The sequence below is a fragment of the Streptosporangium sp. NPDC001681 genome (assembly GCF_040298085.1).
In the GTDB taxonomy this organism is placed as follows: Bacteria; Actinomycetota; Actinomycetes; order Streptosporangiales; family Streptosporangiaceae; genus Streptosporangium.
Genome location: NZ_JBEOZN010000171.1, coordinates 1 through 18,290, shown reverse-complemented (window position 1 = coordinate 18,290; position 18,290 = coordinate 1). Strand labels below are relative to the sequence as shown.

19 protein-coding genes are annotated in these 18,290 nt (G+C 70.1%); 5 read left to right on the top strand and 14 right to left on the bottom strand.

The genetic code is table 11. From position 1 onward, the window contains the following. Positions 1 to 42 precede the first annotated feature (42 nt). From ABT130_RS42875 to rimP, 12 genes are all read right to left on the bottom strand, one after another. Positions 43 to 1,356 carry a M16 family metallopeptidase gene (locus tag ABT130_RS42875; RefSeq protein WP_350965575.1) on the bottom strand — a complete coding sequence of 438 codons (1,314 nt, stop codon included), beginning with the start codon at positions 1,354 to 1,356 and terminating at the stop codon, positions 43 to 45. Further along, on the bottom strand, positions 1,356 to 3,680 hold the full coding sequence (locus tag ABT130_RS42870; RefSeq protein ID WP_350913045.1) for a polyribonucleotide nucleotidyltransferase: 2,325 nt from the start codon (positions 3,678 to 3,680) through the stop codon (positions 1,356 to 1,358). The genes ABT130_RS42875 and ABT130_RS42870 overlap by 1 nt, the downstream gene beginning before the upstream one ends. Before the next feature lie 319 nt (positions 3,681 to 3,999). Then, positions 4,000 to 4,269 carry a 30S ribosomal protein S15 gene (rpsO, locus tag ABT130_RS42865; protein WP_030904195.1) on the bottom strand — a complete coding sequence of 90 codons (270 nt, stop codon included), beginning with the start codon at positions 4,267 to 4,269 and terminating at the stop codon, positions 4,000 to 4,002. Positions 4,270 to 4,502: 233 nt separating this feature from the next. Next, positions 4,503 to 5,456, bottom strand: coding sequence for a bifunctional riboflavin kinase/FAD synthetase (locus ABT130_RS42860; protein ID WP_343973847.1), 954 nt, complete (start codon positions 5,454 to 5,456; stop codon positions 4,503 to 4,505). Positions 5,457 to 5,592: 136 nt separating this feature from the next. Next, positions 5,593 to 6,492: a tRNA pseudouridine(55) synthase TruB gene (gene truB / locus ABT130_RS42855; RefSeq protein ID WP_350913042.1), complete on the bottom strand. Its 900-nt coding sequence runs from the start codon at positions 6,490 to 6,492 to the stop codon at positions 5,593 to 5,595. A 33-nt stretch (positions 6,493 to 6,525) separates the two neighbouring features. Beyond that, on the bottom strand, positions 6,526 to 7,524 hold the full coding sequence (locus ABT130_RS42850; RefSeq protein ID WP_350965573.1) for a DHH family phosphoesterase: 999 nt from the start codon (positions 7,522 to 7,524) through the stop codon (positions 6,526 to 6,528). After that, entirely contained in the window at positions 7,521 to 8,003 is a 483-nt protein-coding gene (gene rbfA / locus ABT130_RS42845; protein WP_350913038.1) for a 30S ribosome-binding factor RbfA, read from the bottom strand. Before rbfA ends, ABT130_RS42850 begins: the two co-directional genes overlap by 4 nt. Before the next feature lie 67 nt (positions 8,004 to 8,070). Next, positions 8,071 to 8,370, bottom strand: coding sequence for a DUF503 domain-containing protein (locus ABT130_RS42840; protein ID WP_350913036.1), 300 nt, complete (start codon positions 8,368 to 8,370; stop codon positions 8,071 to 8,073). A 112-nt stretch (positions 8,371 to 8,482) separates the two neighbouring features. Beyond that, complete coding sequence (gene infB / locus ABT130_RS42835; protein WP_350965571.1) at positions 8,483 to 11,641, bottom strand: translation initiation factor IF-2; 3,159 nt, start codon at positions 11,639 to 11,641, stop codon at positions 8,483 to 8,485. 143 nt (positions 11,642 to 11,784) lie between these two features. Continuing rightward, complete coding sequence (locus tag ABT130_RS42830; RefSeq protein WP_343968962.1) at positions 11,785 to 12,087, bottom strand: YlxR family protein; 303 nt, start codon at positions 12,085 to 12,087, stop codon at positions 11,785 to 11,787. Beyond that, on the bottom strand, positions 12,071 to 13,078 hold the full coding sequence (nusA, locus tag ABT130_RS42825) for a transcription termination factor NusA (protein WP_350913032.1): 1,008 nt from the start codon (positions 13,076 to 13,078) through the stop codon (positions 12,071 to 12,073). The genes ABT130_RS42830 and nusA overlap by 17 nt, the downstream gene beginning before the upstream one ends. 11 nt (positions 13,079 to 13,089) lie before the next feature. Further along, positions 13,090 to 13,590, bottom strand: a complete 501-nt coding sequence (gene rimP, locus ABT130_RS42820; RefSeq protein ID WP_350913030.1) for a ribosome maturation factor RimP — start codon at positions 13,588 to 13,590, stop codon at positions 13,090 to 13,092. Positions 13,591 to 13,782: 192 nt separating this feature from the next. On the opposite strand from rimP, the gene ABT130_RS42815 reads away from it, so the two are divergent. The 4 genes from ABT130_RS42815 (at position 13,783) to ABT130_RS42800 (ending at position 15,378) form a co-directional block, all read left to right on the top strand. Beyond that, positions 13,783 to 14,274 (top strand): hypothetical protein, encoded by a 492-nt coding sequence (locus ABT130_RS42815; RefSeq protein ID WP_350965569.1) that lies wholly within the window; start codon positions 13,783 to 13,785, stop codon positions 14,272 to 14,274. After that, a complete protein-coding gene (locus ABT130_RS42810; protein ID WP_350965567.1) occupies positions 14,271 to 14,723 on the top strand; it encodes a ferritin-like domain-containing protein in 453 nt (150 codons plus the stop codon). The genes ABT130_RS42815 and ABT130_RS42810 overlap by 4 nt, the downstream gene beginning before the upstream one ends. A gap of 183 nt (positions 14,724 to 14,906) precedes the next feature. Next, on the top strand, positions 14,907 to 15,101 hold the full coding sequence (locus tag ABT130_RS42805) for a DUF4236 domain-containing protein (RefSeq protein ID WP_350913025.1): 195 nt from the start codon (positions 14,907 to 14,909) through the stop codon (positions 15,099 to 15,101). Between the two features lie 73 nt (positions 15,102 to 15,174). Beyond that, positions 15,175 to 15,378: a DUF4236 domain-containing protein gene (locus tag ABT130_RS42800; RefSeq protein ID WP_350913023.1), complete on the top strand. Its 204-nt coding sequence runs from the start codon at positions 15,175 to 15,177 to the stop codon at positions 15,376 to 15,378. Positions 15,379 to 15,480: 102 nt separating this feature from the next. Here the strand turns inward: ABT130_RS42800 and ABT130_RS42795 are convergent, their stop codons facing one another. Both ABT130_RS42795 and ABT130_RS42790 read right to left on the bottom strand, forming a co-directional pair. After that, complete coding sequence (locus tag ABT130_RS42795) at positions 15,481 to 17,226, bottom strand: proline--tRNA ligase (RefSeq protein WP_350913021.1); 1,746 nt, start codon at positions 17,224 to 17,226, stop codon at positions 15,481 to 15,483. 77 nt (positions 17,227 to 17,303) lie between these two features. Further along, entirely contained in the window at positions 17,304 to 17,942 is a 639-nt protein-coding gene (locus ABT130_RS42790; RefSeq protein ID WP_350913019.1) for a hypothetical protein, read from the bottom strand. Between the two features lie 112 nt (positions 17,943 to 18,054). Between ABT130_RS42790 and ABT130_RS42785 the strand changes: the two genes are divergently transcribed. Further along, positions 18,055 to 18,279 carry a hypothetical protein gene (locus ABT130_RS42785; protein ID WP_350965565.1) on the top strand — a complete coding sequence of 75 codons (225 nt, stop codon included), beginning with the start codon at positions 18,055 to 18,057 and terminating at the stop codon, positions 18,277 to 18,279. Positions 18,280 to 18,290: the final 11 nt, after the last annotated feature.

Sequence of the window (18,290 nt, the reverse complement as noted above, 5' to 3'; positions counted from 1 at the left end):
CCCGGCGCGGGAACGCGCCGGGGCCGTCCGCAGACGGGGTCGTCAGCCGGCCAGAGCCGCGCTGAAGTCCCTGTCCTCGTCGTAGGGGCCGATGACCGCGAGGGACATCGGACGGTTGAGGACGTCCGCGGCGACCGCGGTGATCTCCTCGGGGGTCACCGCGTCGATCCTGCCGAGCAGGTCGTCGACCGAGAGCAGCTCGTCGAAGACCAGCTCGCCCTTGCCGATCCTGGACATCCGGGAGCCGGTGTCCTCCAGGCCGAGCACGAGACCGCCGCGCATCTGACCCTTGCCCCGGACGATCTCCTCCTCGGTGATGCCGTGGGCGATCACGCGGAGCACCTCCTCGCGGCAGATCTTCAGCACCTCGTCGATCTTCGACGGCAGGCAGCCGACGTAGATGCCGAACTGGCCGGTGTCGGCGAGGGCGGAGGTGTAGGAGTAGGCCGAGTAGGCGAGGCCCCTCTTCTCCCTGATCTCCTGGAACAGCCGCGATGACATGCCGCCGCCGAGCGCCGCGTTGAGCACGCCGAGCGCGAAGCGGCGATCGTCGGTGCGGGTCAGCGCGGTCGTACCGAGGACCAGGTTGGCCTGCTCGGTCGGCCGGTGCACCACCCGGGTACCCGAGCGGGCCTCGACACCGGGCCCCGACACGCGCGGGGGAACCGGCGAGGCGTCCCCGCCCAGGGCCCCCGCCCGCTCGTAGGCCGCGGCGACCAGGGCCACGACCCGCTCGTGGTCGATGTTGCCCGCCACCGACACCACGGTGTGGGTGGGCAGGTAGTAGCGCCGGTAGTACTCGGCGATCCGATCGCGGGTGACCGCGGTGATCGAGTCGACGGTGCCGAGGATCGGCCTGCCGACGGGCGTGTCGCCGTACAGCTCGGCGGAGAACTGCTCGTGCACCACGTCGGAGGGGTCGTCGTCGTGCATGGCGATCTCCTCCAGGATCACGCCACGCTCGGCCTCGACGTCCTCGGGGGTGATGAGCGAGGAGGTCACCACATCGGCGAGCACGTCGATCGCCACCCGCAGGTCCTCGTCGAGGACCCGCGCGTAGTAGCAGGTGTACTCCTTGGCGGTGAAGGCGTTGATCTCGCCGCCGATGCCCTCGATGGCCGCGGAGATCTCCAGCGCGTCCCGCGTGGGGGTCCCCTTGAACAGCAGGTGCTCAAGGAAGTGGGAGGAGCCCATGTGCTGGGGGGACTCGTCTCTCGATCCGATGCCGACCCACATGCCGACCGCGACGGAACGCACGGTCGGCATGGACTCGGTCACCACCCGGAGCCCACCGGGGAGGACGGTGCGCTTCACCACCCCGGCGCCCTCCTTGCCGGGGTGCAGAGTGGTGGTGATCACGAGTTGCGGTCTTCCCCTCCGCCACGGTTACCGCTGCTGCGGGTACGGGTGCGGCGGGGCCGCTCCTCGCGCGGCCGGTCCTCGGCGGGCGCCTCGGCCTGCGGGGCCGCCGAGGTGTCGGAGTCGCCGGCCTCGGCCTTGGCCGCGGCCTCCTTCTCGATGACCTCGACGGGCACCAGGGAGAGCTTGCCGCGCGAGTCGATCTCGGCGATCTCCACCTGGATCTTCTCACCGACGTTCATGACGTCCTCGACGTTCTCGATGCGCTTGCCGCCGTGCAGCTTGCGGATCTGGGAGACGTGCAGGAGGCCGTCCTTGCCCGGCATGAGGGAGATGAAGGCGCCGAAGGCGGCGATCTTGACGACCGTGCCCAGGTAGCGCTCGCCGACCTCCGGCATGTGCGGGTTCGCGATGGCGTTGATCGCCGACCTGGCCGCCTCGGCGGACGGGCCGTCGGTGGCGCCGATGTAGATGGTTCCGTCGTCCTCGAGGGTGATCTCGGCGCCGGTGTCGTCCTGGATCTGGTTGATCATCTTGCCCTTCGGGCCGATGACCTCTCCGATCTTGTCCACCGGAATCTTGATCGTGATGATGCGCGGGGCCGTGACGTTCATCTCCGCCGGGGAGTCGATGGCCTCCTGCATCACGTCGATGATGGCCAGGCGGGCGCCCTTGGCCTGCTTCAGCGCGGCCGCCAGCACGGAGGCCGGAATGCCGTCCAGCTTGGTGTCGAGCTGGAGCGCGGTGATGACGTCCTTGGTGCCGGCGACCTTGAAGTCCATGTCGCCCATGGCGTCCTCGGCCCCGAGGATGTCGGTCAGCGTGACGTACTGGTCGCCCTCGTTGATGAGCCCCATCGCGATGCCCGCGACGATGCCCTTGAGCGGGACACCCGCGTCGAGCAGCGCCATCGTCGAGGCGCAGACCGACCCCATGGAGGTCGAGCCGTTGGAACCCAGCGCCTCGGAGACCTGACGGATCGCGTACGGGAACTCCTCGCGCAGCGGCAGGACGGGCAGCAGCGCCCGCTCGGCGAGCGCGCCGTGGCCGATCTCGCGCCGCTTGGGAGAGCCCACGCGGCCGGTCTCGCCGGTGGAGTAGGGCGGGAAGTTGTAGTTGTGCATGTAGCGCTTGGTGCGCTCGGGGTTGAGCGTGTCGATCATCTGCTCCATGCGCAGCATGTTGAGGGTGGTGATGCCCAGGATCTGGGTCTCACCGCGCTCGAACAGGGCCGAACCGTGCACCCGGGGCACGACGTGGACCTCGGCGCTGAGCTGCCTGATGTCCTTGACGCCGCGGCCGTCGATACGGACACCCTCGGCGATGACGCGCTCGCGCATGAGCTTCTTGGTCAGCGACCTGAAGGCGGCGCTGATCTCCTTCTCGCGGCCCTCGAAGTCGGGTCCGACCTTCTCCAGCGCCAGGGCCTTGACCCGGTCGAGCTCGGTCTCGCGCTCCTGCTTGCCCGCGATGGTCAGCGCGGCGGCGAGCTCGCTCCTGATCGCGCCGGTCACGGCCTCCAGGACGTCGTCCTGGTAGTCGAGGAAGAGCGGGTACTCGGCGGTCTCCTTGGCGGCGACCTTCGCGACCTTGGCCTGCGCCTCGCAGAGCACCTTGATGAACGGCTTGGAAGCCTCCAGGCCCTGCGCCACGGTCTCCTCGGTCGGCGCCATGGCCCCCTCGGCGACGAGCTTGAGCGTGTCGCGGGTGGACTCGGCCTCGACCATCATGATCGCGACGTCGCCGTCGTCGAGCACGCGGCCCGCGACCACCATGTCGAAGGTGGCGTTCGCCAGCTCGGAGTTGGTCGGGAAGGCGACCCACTGGCCCTCGATCAGCGCGACGCGGACGCCGCCGATCGGGCCGGAGAACGGCAGCCCCGCCAACTGGGTGGAGAGGGACGCGGCGTTGATCGCGATGACGTCGTACAGGTGCTCGGGGTGGAGCGCCATGATGGTGGCGACCACCTGGATCTCGTTGCGCAGGCCCTTGACGAACGAGGGGCGCAGCGGCCGGTCGATCAGGCGGCAGGTGAGGATGGCGTCCTCGGAGGGACGGCCCTCACGCCGGAAGAACGAGCCGGGAATGCGGCCCGCGGCGTACATCCGCTCCTCGACGTCCACCGTGAGGGGGAAGAAGTCGAGGTTCTCCTTGGGATTCTTGGACGCGGTGGTCGCGGAGAGGACCATCGTGTCGTCATCGAGGTAGACGACGGCGGAACCCGCCGCCTGGCGCGCGAGCCGCCCGGTCTCGAACCGGATGGTACGCGTACCGAATGAGCCGTTGTCTATAACGGCTTCGCTGCTGTGGACACCCTCCACGGGGGACCTCCTTGTGGGTCGGTCGCCCGCGTCCGGCCAGACGCACGTGTCGCGCCTGGTTCGTCGTGTTGCCGGCTCCCCGTAGGTGCAGCGCCGGTCTTCGATCGAAGCGCCCGGTTCCGTATGGCTTGTGCCAAGATGACCGGGGGCCACTACCGAGGACCGGCCCTCCGACGCCGTGGGGCGCGCTTGCTTGCGGACGCGGGGCACTGTCTCGGCTATTCAGTTTGCTCACTGGAACGGTGTCTTCATGGCGCGACGCGCCGACACCGGACCATATGAGATGAGGGAGCGGCATGCAGGCCGCTCCCTCATGACTCTATCGGCGCAGGCCGAGCCGCTCGATGAGCGAACGGTAGCGCGCGATGTCCTTGCTCTGCAGGTACTTCAGCAGCCGACGGCGGCGGCCGACGAGCAGCAGCAGACCGCGACGGCTGTGGTGGTCGTGCTTGTGCACCTTCAGGTGCTCGGTGAGCTCGCTGATGCGCTTGCTCAGCAGCGCGATCTGCACCTCGGGCGAACCGGTGTCGGTCTCACCCTTGGCGTAGTCACCGATGATCTGCTTCTTTGCGGCGGTGTCGAGCGACACTTCTCTCCTTGAACCTCTACGGGCACGCGCAATTCCGGCTCCCCGAACGACCGTGCGTGCCTACAGTCGCCGTGGCGAGATCAGCATCGGGATCACGAGAACACCGATTACAGAGCTGACATGCCAGGCTACCATCGGCCTCGCAGCCCCCGCACATCATGCGAGAGCCCCATGGGTCCGGCCCCCGCCGGGACGGTGACGGCCCTTGTGGCGCGAGGGTCGTGCGGGAGAGATCAGCCGGTCAGGCGCCGCACCTCGTCCACGTCCGCGTGGATCTGCTCGATGAGCGCCTCGATCGAGTCGAACCTGGTGTTGCCGCGGAGCCTCGGCCCGAAGTCGACGGCCACGTGCGCGCCGTAGAGGTCGAGGTCGTCACGGTCGAGCGCGTACGCCTCGACGGTGCGGGGCACGCCCTCGAAGGTCGGATTGGTACCCACGGAGATCGCCGCGGGCCAGCGCTCGCCGCCGTACACGGCGGGCAGGTTGCCGGTCTCGACGCCCTGCAGCCAGCCGGCGTAGACGCCGTCGGCGGGGATCGCGGTGAACTCCGGCGACTCCAGGTTGGCCGTCGGGAAACCGAGTTGCCGGCCGCGCTGGTAGCCGCGGACCACCACACCCTCGACCCGGTGCGGGCGGCCGAGCGTCAGCCTGACCGCCTCCATGTCACCGGAGGCGATCTGCTCGCGGATCAGCGTGGAGGAGATCGTCTCACCATCGCTGACCAGCGGGACCGCCTCGGCCACGAAGTCGTACTTCTCGCCGAGGGTACGCAGCGTCTCCACGTCACCGGAGGCCTTGTGGCCGAAGCGGAAGTTCTCCCCCACCACGACCCCGGCGGCGTGCAGCCGGTCGACGAGCACGGTCTGCACGAACTCGTCGGGGCTCATCCGGGAGAACTCCAGGGTGAACGGCAGGACGCACACCGCGTCGACCCCCAGCCCGGCCAGAAGCTCGGTGCGGTGCCTGGCCGTCGTCAGCCTCGGAGGGTGCGTGCCGGGCCGCACCACCTCCTCCGGATGCGGGTCGAAGGTCACCACCACCGAGGGCACTCCAAGATCCGCGGCCATCGCGACGGCTCTAGCCACCATCTGCTGATGCCCGCGGTGAACGCCGTCGAAGACGCCGATCGTGACGACGGACCTGCCCCAGTCTTCGGGCACGTCGTCCAATCCGTGCCAGCCTCGCACCGCAGCCTCTTCCCCTTGTAGCGGATCGACCCCTAAAGCCTGCCATGCTCTTGGACCTTCTCCCCAATCGGGGAGCCCCTTGGCGTCGACATGCCCCCTGACGTCTGTCGAAGGCGCACCCACCACGGTACGGCCGTCAGGGGACGAACACCGCCAGGGACTTGGCGATCTTGCCGTGCTCCTCCACCAGTGCCACCAGCGTGCCGTCGGGGCCGAACACCCCGATGGGCCCGTCCCCCATGCCCAGCGCGGGAAGCCGTCCACCGTGCGCGACGGAGCCCGCCTCCGCCGCGGTCACGTCCCGGCGGGGAAAGGCCGCCGCGACGGCATCGGCCATCGGCAGGATCACGCACTCGGCGGCGAGCCCCTCCAGGGTGTGGGCCGCCGACAGGTCGTAGGGGCCCACCCGGGTACGGCGCAGGGCGGTCAGGTGGCCGCCGACACCCAGACCGGCGCCCAGGTCACGGGCGAGCGCGCGGATGTAGGTGCCGCTGGAGCAGGAGACCGAGGCGTCGACGTCGACGAGGTCGCCGTGCCGTCGCACCGCGGTGATCTCGAAACCCGACACGGTCACCGGACGTGGCTTGAGCGTGACCTCCTCCCCCGCCCTGGCTCGCTTGTAGGCCCGTTCGCCGTTCACTTTGATGGCGCTGACCTGTGGCGGGATCTGCATGATCGGACCGGTCAGTGCGGCGACCCCCTTGCGGACGTCCTCCTCGGTGACACCCGCCGCCGACACCGTGGCGATGATCTCCCCCTCGGCGTCGTCGGTGTTGGTGGCCTGGCCGAGGCGGATCGTGGCGTCGTAGCCCTTCTCGGTGAGCGCGAGGTGGCCGAGCAGGCGGGTGGCCTTCTCGACGCCGACCACCAGCACCCCGGTGGCCATCGGGTCGAGGGTGCCCGCGTGGCCGACCTTGCGGGTGCCCGCGATGCCGCGGAGCTTGGCCACGACATCGTGGGAGGTCCACTCGGCGGGCTTGTCGACGATGATCAGCCCGCTCGGCGGCGGGGTGCGCTTGGCGCGAGCCGTGCTCAATGGGATTCCTTTGACAGATGTGTCAGGGGAGTTCTACAGCAGTGCCCGGAGACTGGCGATCGTCTCCTCGACGGGCAGGTGGGAGGTGAAACCCGCCGCCTTGGCGTGCCCGCCGCCGCCCAGTTCGGCACAGACGCGCGAGACGTCCACCCCGCCCTTGGAGCGCGTCGAGACCTGCCAGGCGCCCTCGTCATCCTCCTTGAGGATCGCGGCGACGTCCGCCTCGTCGGTGCGCCGGACCACGTCGATGATCCCCTCCACCTCGTCGTACGGCAGCCCGTGCGCGGCCCGGTCGGCCCGGGTGACGAACGTCCAGACCAGGCCGCCGCCCACCTCGGGCTCCAGCCGAACCCGCTCCAGCGCGGCACCGAGCACCTTCAGGTAGCCGAACGGGGAGCGGTCCCACAGCTCACGGGCGATCTGCTCGGGGTCAAGCCCGCATGCCACCAGCCGGGCGGCCATGGCATGCGCCCGCGGGGTGGTGGAGGAGTGCCGGAACGAGCCGGTGTCGGTGACGAGCCCGACGTACAGGCAGGTCGCGATGGCCCCGTCGATCGGCAGGCCGAGCCTGCGGATCAACTCCTCGGCGAGCACGGCGGTGGCTGCGGCGGCGGGGTCGATCAGGTTGAGCGTGCCGAACCCGGTGTTGGACGGGTGGTGGTCCAGCACGATCAGCTCTCGTGCCCTGACCGCGTTTCCGGCCAGCGTGCCAAGGCGCTCGGCGGTGGGGACGTCGAAGGTGACCATCACCTCGGGTACCGCGGGATAGTGCGCGGGGTCGGTCAGCAGGTCCTGCCCCGGCAGGAAGCGGAGCAGCCTGGGCACATGGAAACTCCGGTCACCGAAGGACGCGGTGACCCGCTTGCCCGCCGCGCGCAGCGCGAGCCCGACGGCCAGCGTGGAGCCGAGCGCGTCACCGTCGGGCGAGACGTGACAGGCCAGCGCGACCTCGTCCGCGGCCGAGATGAGCTCGACGGCCCGGTCCCAGTCCTGGCCGGAGACCGGGCCGTCGGCACGCGGATCGGGCGTCACGTCGCGGAGCGTCCCGCGCGCTCCGAGGATTCGTCCTCTTCGTCCCCGAAGTCGTGGTCCCTGTCCTCGGGCTTGCGGTAGGGGTCGGCGTCCCCCGCGTGCAGGGCCCCCTCGGCCCGCTTGGCGATCTCCACGTCCCTGGCCTTCGCCTCGGCGAGCAGGTCCTCCAGGTGACGGGCGGTGTCCGGGAGCGGGTCGTGGGTGAACGTCAGCGTCGGCGTGTGGCGCAGCCCCGTCTGGCGGCCCACCTCCGAACGGATGAGCCCCTTGGCGCTCTCCAGCGCCAGGGCGGAGTCGGCTCGTTCCGCCTCAGAGCCGAAAACGGTGTAGAACACCGTGGCGTCGCTCAGGTCGTTGGTGATTCGCGTGTCCGTCACGGTCACGAACCCCAGCCTGGGGTCCTTGATCCGGCGCTCCAGCATCTCCGCCACGACCTGCTGGATCCGGTCGGCGATCTTGCGTGCTCGTGCGGCGTCCATAGCTCCCCCCTTCTTGTGGGAACGGCCGGAGCGGGAGGGGTGCCTCCGCCGCCGGCCGTCTCCACACCTAGTCTTCGTCCTCGTTGTAGAGCCGGTGTCTGGCGGACAGCAACTCGATCTCCGGGCGGAACGCGATCAGCCGCTCGCAGTCGTCCAGCACCGCACCGCAGTTGGCCGCGGTGGCGGAGACGACCGCGATCCCGATCTCGGTACGGCGGTGCAGATCGAGATGACCGGTCTCCGCCACGGCCACGCCCGGGAACCGTCGCTGCACCTCGGCGACGATGGGACGCACCACCGAGCGCTTCTGCTTCAGCGAGTGAACATCGCCGAGCAGGATGTCCAATGTCAGGGCACCTACATACATAGTGGATCACCCGCCACGATCGTCACTGTGCCACCTCAGGGGCGGGCCGCCCGCCGGCCGCCGCCCCAGAGGGGGCGGCCGGCGGGACGGTCCTGCTGCCTGTCCGGGGGCATCAGACGCGCGGCTTCTCCCGCATCTCGAAGGTCTCGATGACGTCATCGATCTTGATGTCGCTGTAGCCGACACCGATACCGCACTCGAACCCTTCGCGCACCTCGGTCGCGTCGTCCTTGAAGCGACGCAGCGAGGAGACGGTGAGGTTGTCGGAGATGACGACCCCGCCGCGGATGAGACGGGCCTTGCTGTTGCGGACGATCGTGCCCGAGCGGACCAGAGCACCGGCGATGTTGCCGATCTTCGGCACCTTGAAGACCTCGCGGACTTCCGCGGTGCCCATCTGGACCTCTTCGAACTCCGGCTTGAGCATGCCCTTGAGGGCCGCCTCGATCTCCTCGATCGCCTGGTAGATGACCGAGTAGTAGCGGATGTCGACGCCCTCGCGCTCGGCCAGATCGCGCGCCCTGACCTCGGGGCGCACGTTGAAGCCGATGATGACCGCGTTGTCGTCGGCGACCGCCAGGTTGACGTCGTACTCGGTGATCGCACCGACGGCGCGGTGGAGCACCCGCAGGCGCACCTCGTCACCGACGTCGATCTTGAGCAGCGCGTCTTCCAGAGCCTCGACGGAGCCGGAGACGTCACCCTTGATGATGAGCTTGAGCTCGTCGACCTGGCCCTTCTCCATCTCGCTGAAGAGCTCTTCGAGGGTGCGACGACGGCCGGACTTGGCCATGTCCGCGATGCGCTTGCGCGCCGCGCGCTGCTGGGCGATCTGGCGCGCCATCCGGTCGTCGGTGACGACGATGAAGTTGTCACCGGCGCCCGGCACCGCGGTCAGACCGAGGACCGCCACCGGACGGGACGGGTCGGCCTCCTGGATCGCCTCGCCCTTGTCGTCGAGCATCGCCCGGACGCGGCCGAAGGCCTCGCCACAGACGATCGAGTCGCCGACGCGGAGCGTGCCGCGCTGGACCAGCACGGTCGCGACCGGACCGCGGCCCTTGTCGAGGTGGGCCTCGATGGCGACGCCCTGCGCGTCCATCGTGTCGTTGGCCCGCAGGTCGAGCTCGGCGTCCGCGGTGAGCAGGATGGCCTCGAGAAGGTTCTCGATGCCGGTCCCGTTCTTGGCGGAGATGTCGACGAACATCGTGGTGCCGCCGTACTCCTCGGCGACCAGGCCGTACTCGGTGAGCTGGGCGCGCACCTTGTTCGGGTCCGCCCCCTCCTTGTCGACCTTGTTGACCGCGACGACGATCGGCACGTCGGCCGCCTGGGCGTGGTTGAGCGCCTCGATGGTCTGCGGCTTCACACCGTCGTCGGCCGCGACGACCAGGACGGCGATGTCGGTCACCTTGGCACCTCGGGCACGCATGGCGGTGAACGCCTCGTGACCCGGGGTGTCGATGAAGGTGATCTTCCGGTCCTCGCCCTCGTGCTCGGCGGCGATCTGGTAGGCACCGATGTGCTGGGTGATGCCACCCGCCTCCTGCGCCACCTCGTTGGTGTTGCGGATGGCGTCGAGCAGCTTGGTCTTACCGTGGTCGACGTGACCCATGACGGTCACCACCGGCGGGCGCGCGACCAGGTCGGACTCGTCGCCCTCGTCCTCGCCGAACTCGATGTCGAAGGTCTCCAGGAGCTCGCGGTCCTCCTCCTCCGGGCTGACCACAAGCAGGTTGTAGTCGAGCTCGGCGGCCAGAAGCTGGAGCGTCTCCTCGTTGACCGACTGCGTGGCGGTCACCATCTCGCCCAGGTGCAGCATGATCTGCACCAGGGACGCCGGGATCGCGCCGATCTTGTCGGCGAAGTCCGACAGGGAGGCGCCGCGCGACAGGCGGATCGTCTGCCCGTTGCCGCGAGGAGCCTGCACACCGCCGATCGCCGGGGCCTGCATGTTGTCGAACTCTTGACGCCGCTGGCGCTTGGACTTGCGACCGCGGGTCGGGCGTCCGCCGGGACGGCCGAACGCGCCCGCGGTGCCTCCACCGCGGCCACGGCCACCGCCACCGGGACGACCGGCGAAACCGCCGCCACCGCCACCGGGACCACCGGTTCCGGTGCCGGGACGGCCCGCGCCGCCACCGCCACCCGGACGACCGGCGAAACCGCCGCCACCGCCACCGGGACGACCGCCGCCGCCACCGGGACGACCCGCGCCGCCACCGGGACGACCGGCACCCGCACCGCCACCGGGACGGCCCGCGCCGCCACCGGGACCGGCGGGCCGGCCCTGCGGCATCATCATCGGGCTGGGACGCGGACCACCGGGGCGCGGACCACCGGGGCCACCCGCACCGCCGCCGGGACGCGGGCCACCCGCGCCGGGACCCGGACGCGGGCCGGCCGCACCGGGCGGACCGGAACGGGCACCGGGCGGACGGGGACCGGCGCTGTCGCGACCCTCGCGGGGACCGCGGTCCTCACGCGGACCGGGACGCGGCCCCCTGTCGCCGGGGCCGCCGTCGCGGCCGGGACCACCGGGGCCACCGGGGCCACCGGGACCGCCGGGACGCGGCGGACGGGCCTGGCCCATGCCGCTGGCGTTCGACGAGAACGGGTTGTTACCGGGGCGCGGACCACGCGGGCCCGGACGCGGACCCGGCTTGGGCGCGCCCGCGCCGGCACCGGGCCTGGGACCCGAGGGCGCTCCGCCGTGGCCACCCGAGGGACGACCCTCCGGACGTGCCTCGGGGCGCGCCGCCGGACCGGGGCGCGGAGCGGGCCGCGGACCCGGCTTGGGGCCCGCCGGACGGCCGCTGTCGCTGCGGGGCGCCTCGAAGCGCGGCGGCTGCACCTGCGGCGGCTGCTGCCGCGGCGGCTGCGGAGGCTGCGCCTGCTGGGGCTCCGGCCTGGGAACGACCGGCGGGGCCTGCGGCGCGGGCGCCACAGGACGAGCCGGCACGGGACCCGGTCGCGGTCCCGGCCGAGGGGCCGGTCCCGGCTTGGGGATGGATGTCGGCGCCGAAGAGACGCCGTTTGGCTGGCCGTCACCCGGCCGAGGTGCCGCCTGAGGCGGCCTGGGGCCTCTGCCCCTGTCGGACGAACCCTTACTGGGGCCGCCTAGCGCTTCCGTGAGCCTGCGGACTACCGGTGCTTCGATAGTCGAGGACGCCGAACGCACGAACTCGCCCATCTCCTGGAGCTTGGCCATGACGACCTTGCTCTCCACACCGAACTCCTTGGCGAGCTCGTATACCCGGACCTTCGCCACTGCACTCCCTTGTCTCGGCCCGGGAGGCGGTGCCGCCGGACCGTCGTTACGTTGACGTACTCATCGCCGCATGCTCATCAGGCGCTCATAGCTATCTGACCAGCCCATCAAATCGGCGTCCTACATGACAGTCGGTAACCATTTCACCCGATCCTTTCAGCCTGTTGCTCTTCCAGGTGGCCACGCAGCCGCGACAGGTCGAGCGGAACCGCAACGCGAAACGCACGCGGAAACGCTCGGCGACGCTCTGCGAGTTCGAGACAGCTCAGGGTGGGATGCAGTGAAGCACCACGCCCCTGGAGCCGTCTTCGCAGGTCGGGGACTATAACGCCCTCGACCACCACCAGGCGGAGCAGCTCGGAGGAAACCGTGCGAACCCGGCACCCCACACACGTTCTCAGTGGGGCAGCCTGGCCACCATATTCCAGCTTACCGTGTGGACGCATCTGCGGAACCTGCCGCGTCCCCCGGCTGGGTGTCGGGACGGATGTCGATGCGCCAGCCGGTGAGGCGGTTGGCCAGCCGGGCGTTCTGCCCCTCCTTGCCGATGGCGAGGGAGAGCTGGTAGTCCGGCACGGTCACCCGCGCGGCACGGCCGTCGAAGTCGATCACCTCTACGTGGGAAACGCGCGCCGGCGACAGGGCATTCCCCACGAACTCCGCGGGATCCTCCGACCAGTCGATGATGTCGATCTTCTCACCGTGCAACTCGGTCATCACGTTGCGCACGCGCGAGCCCATCGGGCCGATGCAGGCGCCCTTGGCGTTCACCCCCGGCCGCCGCGACCTGACCGCGAGCTTGGTGCGGTGACCGGCCTCGCGGGCGATGGCGGCGATCTCCACCGTACCGTCGGCGATCTCCGGCACCTCCAGCGCGAAGAGCTTCTTCACCAGCCCGGGGTGGGTACGCGACAGGGTCACCGAGGGGCCCTTGTGCCCCTTCTTGACCTGGACCACGTAACAGCGGATCCGCTCGCCGTGGACGTACTCCTCACCCGGGACCTGCTCGCTGTGCGGCAGCACCGCCTCGATCTTGCCCAGGTCGACCAGGACCACCCTCGGGTCCTTGCCCTGCTGGATGACGCCGGCCACCAGCTCGCCCTCGCGGCTGGCGAACTCCCCGAAGTTGATCTCGTCCTCGGCGTCACGGAGCTGCTGCAGGATGACCTGCTTGGCGGTGGTCGCGGCGATGCGGCTGAAGTTGCCCGGGGTGTCGTCGAACTCCCTGAGCACCTCCCCGCTCTCGGCGTCGAGTTCGGCGGCGAAGATGGTCACGTGCCCGGACTTGCGGTCGAGCTCGGCGCGCGCCTTGGCCGCCGCGCCCTCGCTCCGGAAATATGCGATCAGCAGCGCGTCCTCGATCGCCTTGACGACCAGGTCGAAGGAGATGTCCTTCTCCCGCTCCAGGCTGCGCAGGACGCTCATGTCGATGTCCACGAGGCTCCCCCTTAGCCCTCGTCGCCGTCTTCGCCGTCGTCTTCGGCGTCGTCGAGCCGGCGGAATTCCACCTGAACCCGTCCTCGGGTCAGGTCCTCATAGTCGATGCGGCGCGGCGCGCCGTCGACGTCCAGCTCCACGCCGGTCTCGTCGGTGGCGACGATCCGGCCCTCCACGACGGTGCCGTCCCTCAGGTCGGCCTTGACCAGCCTCCGCACCGCGCGGCGCCAGTGGCGCGGCTCGGTGAGCGGGCGGTCCACCCCCGGGGAGGAGACCTCCAGCACGTACGGGGTGCTTCCCATCGCGTCGTCGGCGTCCAGCGTCGCGGAGACCGCGTGGCTGACCTCCGCGACGTCGTCGAGGCTCACGCCGCCGTCACGGTCGACGACGACACGTAGCAGCCGCCTCTTGCCCGCGGGGGTGACCGTGACGTCCTCCAAGTCGAGCCCCTCGGCTCCGACGACAGGTTCCAGAAGCTTCATCAGGCGGTCGCGGGATGTGGCGTTGCCCATGCCGACCTCCCATTGTCACGATCTCAGCCGGGCGGACCTCGCCCATGCGATTAACCAGCCTATCCACACCAGGGCGTGGAAACAGCGCCACTCGGTGTGGCGGAGCCGCCCGAGAAGCGAGGTGGGTGCCATTATTCCAAGCCCGTACGATGCTAGGTGCGTCAGCTGCCGACACAGAACCGGAGGTCGTCCGTGCGTTCCGTCTCCCGGCGCGCCCTGTTGCGGGGCGGCGCTCTCGGGGTTGCGGCCGTGGCCGCCGCGGGCTGCGCCGCCGAGGAACGGGTGCCTCCGGTGGCCGAGCGTCCCGATCCCGAGACCGTGCTCCTGCGGGAGCTGATCGCGGGCAAGGAGCGGGCAGTGGCCCTGTACGCCTCGGCCGCCTCGGCCAGGCTCGCACCCTTCAGGCAGCGGCACGAGGCCCATCTGGCCGAGCTCCGCCGCCGCCTCCCGCCCGCCGCCGCCTCCGTCTCCGCGACGCCCACCCCCTCGCCCACCCCCTCGCCCTCCGGCGGCGCGTCCGCGGGCGGCAGGACGTCGGTGCGAGCCCTTCGCGATCTGGAGCGCAGGGCGGCCGCGCTCCGCGCCCGGCAGGTCGAGGGGGCCTCGCCCCCGCTGGCCCAGTTGATCGCGTCCATCGGCGCCTGCGAGGCCGCGCACGCCCTGGCCCTGTCGAGATCGCTGTGAGGGCCGGCCAGGGGCTCGGCGCGGCGCTGGCGGCCGAACACGCCGCCGTGTACGCGTACGGGGTCATCGGGGCCAGGAGCACGGGGAGGCTGCGCACCGAGATGACGGCGGCCTACAACGCCCACCGCGCCCGCCGTGACCAGCTCCGTGCCATGATCGTCAAGATGGGCGGCACCCCGGCCGAGCCGGCCGCGGTCTACGAACTCCCGGTCACGCCGTCCACGGCGGCGCAGGCGGTGGAGCTGGCCGTGCTGGTCGAGCGGAGGGTGACCGGCGCCTACCTGGAGCTGGCTGCCTCCGCCGACACGGCGCTGCGCAAGATGGCCGCGCTGGCCATGCAGGAGTGCGTCACCCGCTCCTACAACCTGCGCCCGGAGATCGACACCTTCCCCGGCATGCCGCCCGCGCCCGCCGCCTCCCCAAGCACCTCACCCACCGCCACCGAGTGACTTTCACCGATGGCCGCTTTCCCGGAGTAAGGATTTCCCGGGGTGACGGGCCGGTCGGCGCGGTATCGATGCCTGACCACGGCCCCCGTGTTCATGAGATGAGATTCAAACCCGCTTTCGAGCATGTTTGTACGGCGCCTGCCGGGTAGCTGAATCTCCGTGAAACACGCCTGAGGAGGAGTAATGGGCTGGGGATACCGGAAATCCATGAAGTTCGGTCCGTTCCGTCTTAACCTTTCGCGGAGTGGAGTGGGTCACAGCTGGGGAAACCGTGCCTTCAGAGTCACCAAGACGGCAGACGGGCGCCGCACGCTGAGCGTCAACCTGCCCGGCGGTTTCCACTGGCGCAAGACGCTCGGCAGCGGTGCGCGTCGCTGACGGGCGTTTCCCGGGAACCGTTCGCGAACTCCGGTCGTTCTTCTGACACGGCACGAGGTTCGGGGAGAGAACAATGGGCTGGGGATACAGAAAGTCGATCAAAATCGGTCCCTTCCGGATCGACCTGTCTCCACGAGGGGTCGGCCACGGCTTCGGCAATCGCAGATTCCACGTCGCGAGAACTCCCGACGGCCGCAAACACGTCACCGTCAACCTGCCCGGCGGATTCCACGTGGGCAGGACGATCGGCCGGAGTTCCCGCTACCGCCACTACTGAGACGGGGCCGCAGATGTGAAGGAGCGGCCCACCCGGCGGGTGGGCCGCTCCTTCACATCTGCGGTGGCGCTGGGCGAGATCGTCGCCTCCCGGCCCGCGGGTTCACTCCTCGCAGGCCGCCACGACGCGGTCGACCGCCTCGGCGAGCGGGATCTCCTCCTTGGCGCCGGTGGCGCGGTCGCGCAGCTCCACGACGCCCTGGGTGAGGCCTCGGCCGACGATCAGGATCGTCGGCATGCCGAGCAGCTCGGCGTCCTTGAACTTCACGCCCGGCGAGACCCCGGAGCGGTCGTCCACCAGGACCCGCAGGCCGCGGCCCTCCAACTCCTCGGCGATCTTCACAGCGGCCTCGATCTGGCCGTCCTTGCCGGTGCCCACGATGTGGACGTCGGCCGGGGCGATCTCGCGGGGCCACAGCAGGCCGAGTTCGTCGTGCCGCTGCTCGGCCAGCACCGCCACGGCGCGGGAGACGCCGACGCCGTAGGAGCCCATGGTGATGCGGATCGGCTTGCCGTCGGGGCCGAGGGCGTCGAGCTTCGCGGCGTCGGCGTACTTTCGGCCGAGCTGGAAGATGTGACCGATCTCGATACCGCGGTCGATGGAGAGGCCCGAGCCGCAGACCGGGCAGGCGTCGCCCGCGCGGACCTCGGCGGCCTCGATGGTGCCGTCGGCGACGAAGTCACGGCCCGCGACGACGTCCGCGGCGTGCTTGCCCGGCTCGTTGGCGCCGGTCACCCAGGCGGTGCCGTCGACCACGCGGGGGTCGACGAGGTAGCGGATGCCGAGATCCCGCAGGACCTGCGGGCCGATGTAGCCGCGGACCAGGCCGGGGTGCCTGGCGAAGTCCTCGGCCTCGAAGATGGCGGGCTCACCGGGGGCCAGGGACGCCTCCAGCCGCCTGAAGTCGACCTCACGGTCTCCGGGAACGCCCACGACCAGGGTCTCGGTCTTGCCGGAGCCCGGGACGGTCACCTTGACCACGATGTTCTTGAGCGTCTGGGCGGCGGTGATGCCCAGGCCGTGGTGCTCGTTGACGTGGTTGACCAGCGACTCGATGGTCGGGGTGTCGGGGGTGTCGAGCACCCGCATGGCGGGCCGCTCGCCGGTGCCCTCGGCGACCGGGGCGGGGGTGACGACGGCCTCCGCGTTGGCCGCGTAGCCACAGTCGTGGCAGGCCACGAAGGTGTCCTCACCGGTGGCCGCGGGGGCGAGGAACTCCTCGGAGGCCGACCCGCCCATCGCGCCGGAGGTGGCGAAACAGATCTTGTAGGTGATGCCGAGCCGGTCGAAGGTCTTGATGTAGGTCTCGCGGTGGCGCTCGTAGGAGTGCTTGAGACCCTCGTCGTCGAGGTCGAAGGAGTAGGAGTCCTTCATGATGAACTCGCGCCCGCGCAGGATGCCGGCCCGAGGCCTGGCCTCGTCGCGATATTTCGTCTGGATCTGGTAGAGGGTCACCGGATAGTCCTTGTAGGAGGAGTACTCCCCCTTGACCATGTCGGTGAACATCTCCTCGTGGGTGGGACCGAGCAGGTAGTCGGCCCCCTTGCGGTCCTTGAGGCGGAAGAGCGTGTCCCCGTACTCGGTCCAGCGGCCGGTCGCCTCGTAGTACTCACGGGGCAGGAGCGCGGGGAAGAGCACCTCCTGACCGCCCATCCGGTTCATCTCCTCGCGCACCACGCGCGTGACGTTCTCCAGGACTGTCTTGCCGAGGGGCAGCCAGGAGTAGACGCCGGGGGCGACGCGGCGGACGTAACCGGCGCGGACGAGCAGCTTGTGGCTCGGGACTTCCGCGTCTGCCGGGTCGTCCCTCAGCGTTCGAAGAAACAGCGACGACATGCGCAGCAGCACGGCTACTCCTAGCTAGCAGGGATCGATGCTCTACAGGCTATCGAGTCCGGCAAGCCGATTGTCGGCCGTCGCCCCTTTCAGAGCCCGGCGAGGAAAACGAAGTAGAAGGCCCCCAGGGCCAGCGCGACCAACGCGGAGCAGGCGCGCTCCCTGCCGCGGGCCAGTGAGACCAGCATCCCCAGCGCGAACACGATCACGACCGCGGCTCCCCACGGCCAGAAGCCGGGGACGTGCCCGGGGCCGGGCATCATCTTGTCGATGCCTCCGAACAGGACCAGCCCGACCGCCCCGCCTGCCGCGAGGGCTCCCCAGCGGTCGGGGCGCTTGGCGAGGTAGGCGAGAACCCCGGTCGTCACGAGATTGACGACCGTGAGGTTCATCGTGGCGCCGTCGTCGCCGAGCCTGGTGAGCCAGTCTCCCGGTTCGAAGAGGGTGGCGGTCAGTATCGAGAGCAGCACCCCGAACGCGGCGAGCACGCTGGAGAGCACCGCCCAGCCGAAACCGGCCGCGGTCCGCCCCACGACGACGGCGAGGAGAACGTACGCGTACGGGTTGTAGATCGCACCAGGCAGGCCGGGGCCGTAGAGCAGTAGCGCTCCGACGCCACCCAGCAGCATCCCCACGAAGAGCGAGAGGACCATGTGCCGGAGAATGGCGCGATCCCGTCGGTCCCCCGCGACGAAGTCAAGCGTGTAGTTGCTTTCTGCCAAAGCCACCGATCCCCCGATCACATGTACTCGTGGCCATCGGCAGTATATCTGACCTGCACTAATACCCAGAGTGGGGCAAATTTTACGAGGCAAGCGAGCGCTTGGTTATGCTGTTGCCGTGAGTCTTTTCGCGAGCGTTTCCCCAAGCCTTTCCGAGGAGCGGCTGGAGCTCCGTGACGCGGTCCGCTCCTTCCTCGTCCGGTACCCGGACGCCCCCTGGGTCCGGTTCGCCGCCGAGCTGGGCGTGGCCGGCCTGGCGGTCCCCGCCCGCCGGGCCCGCGTCTGGGCACCACGGTCATCCGGGCCGAGAAGCTCACCAAGGGCTTCGAGGAGCGCGTCCTGATGGAGAGCCTC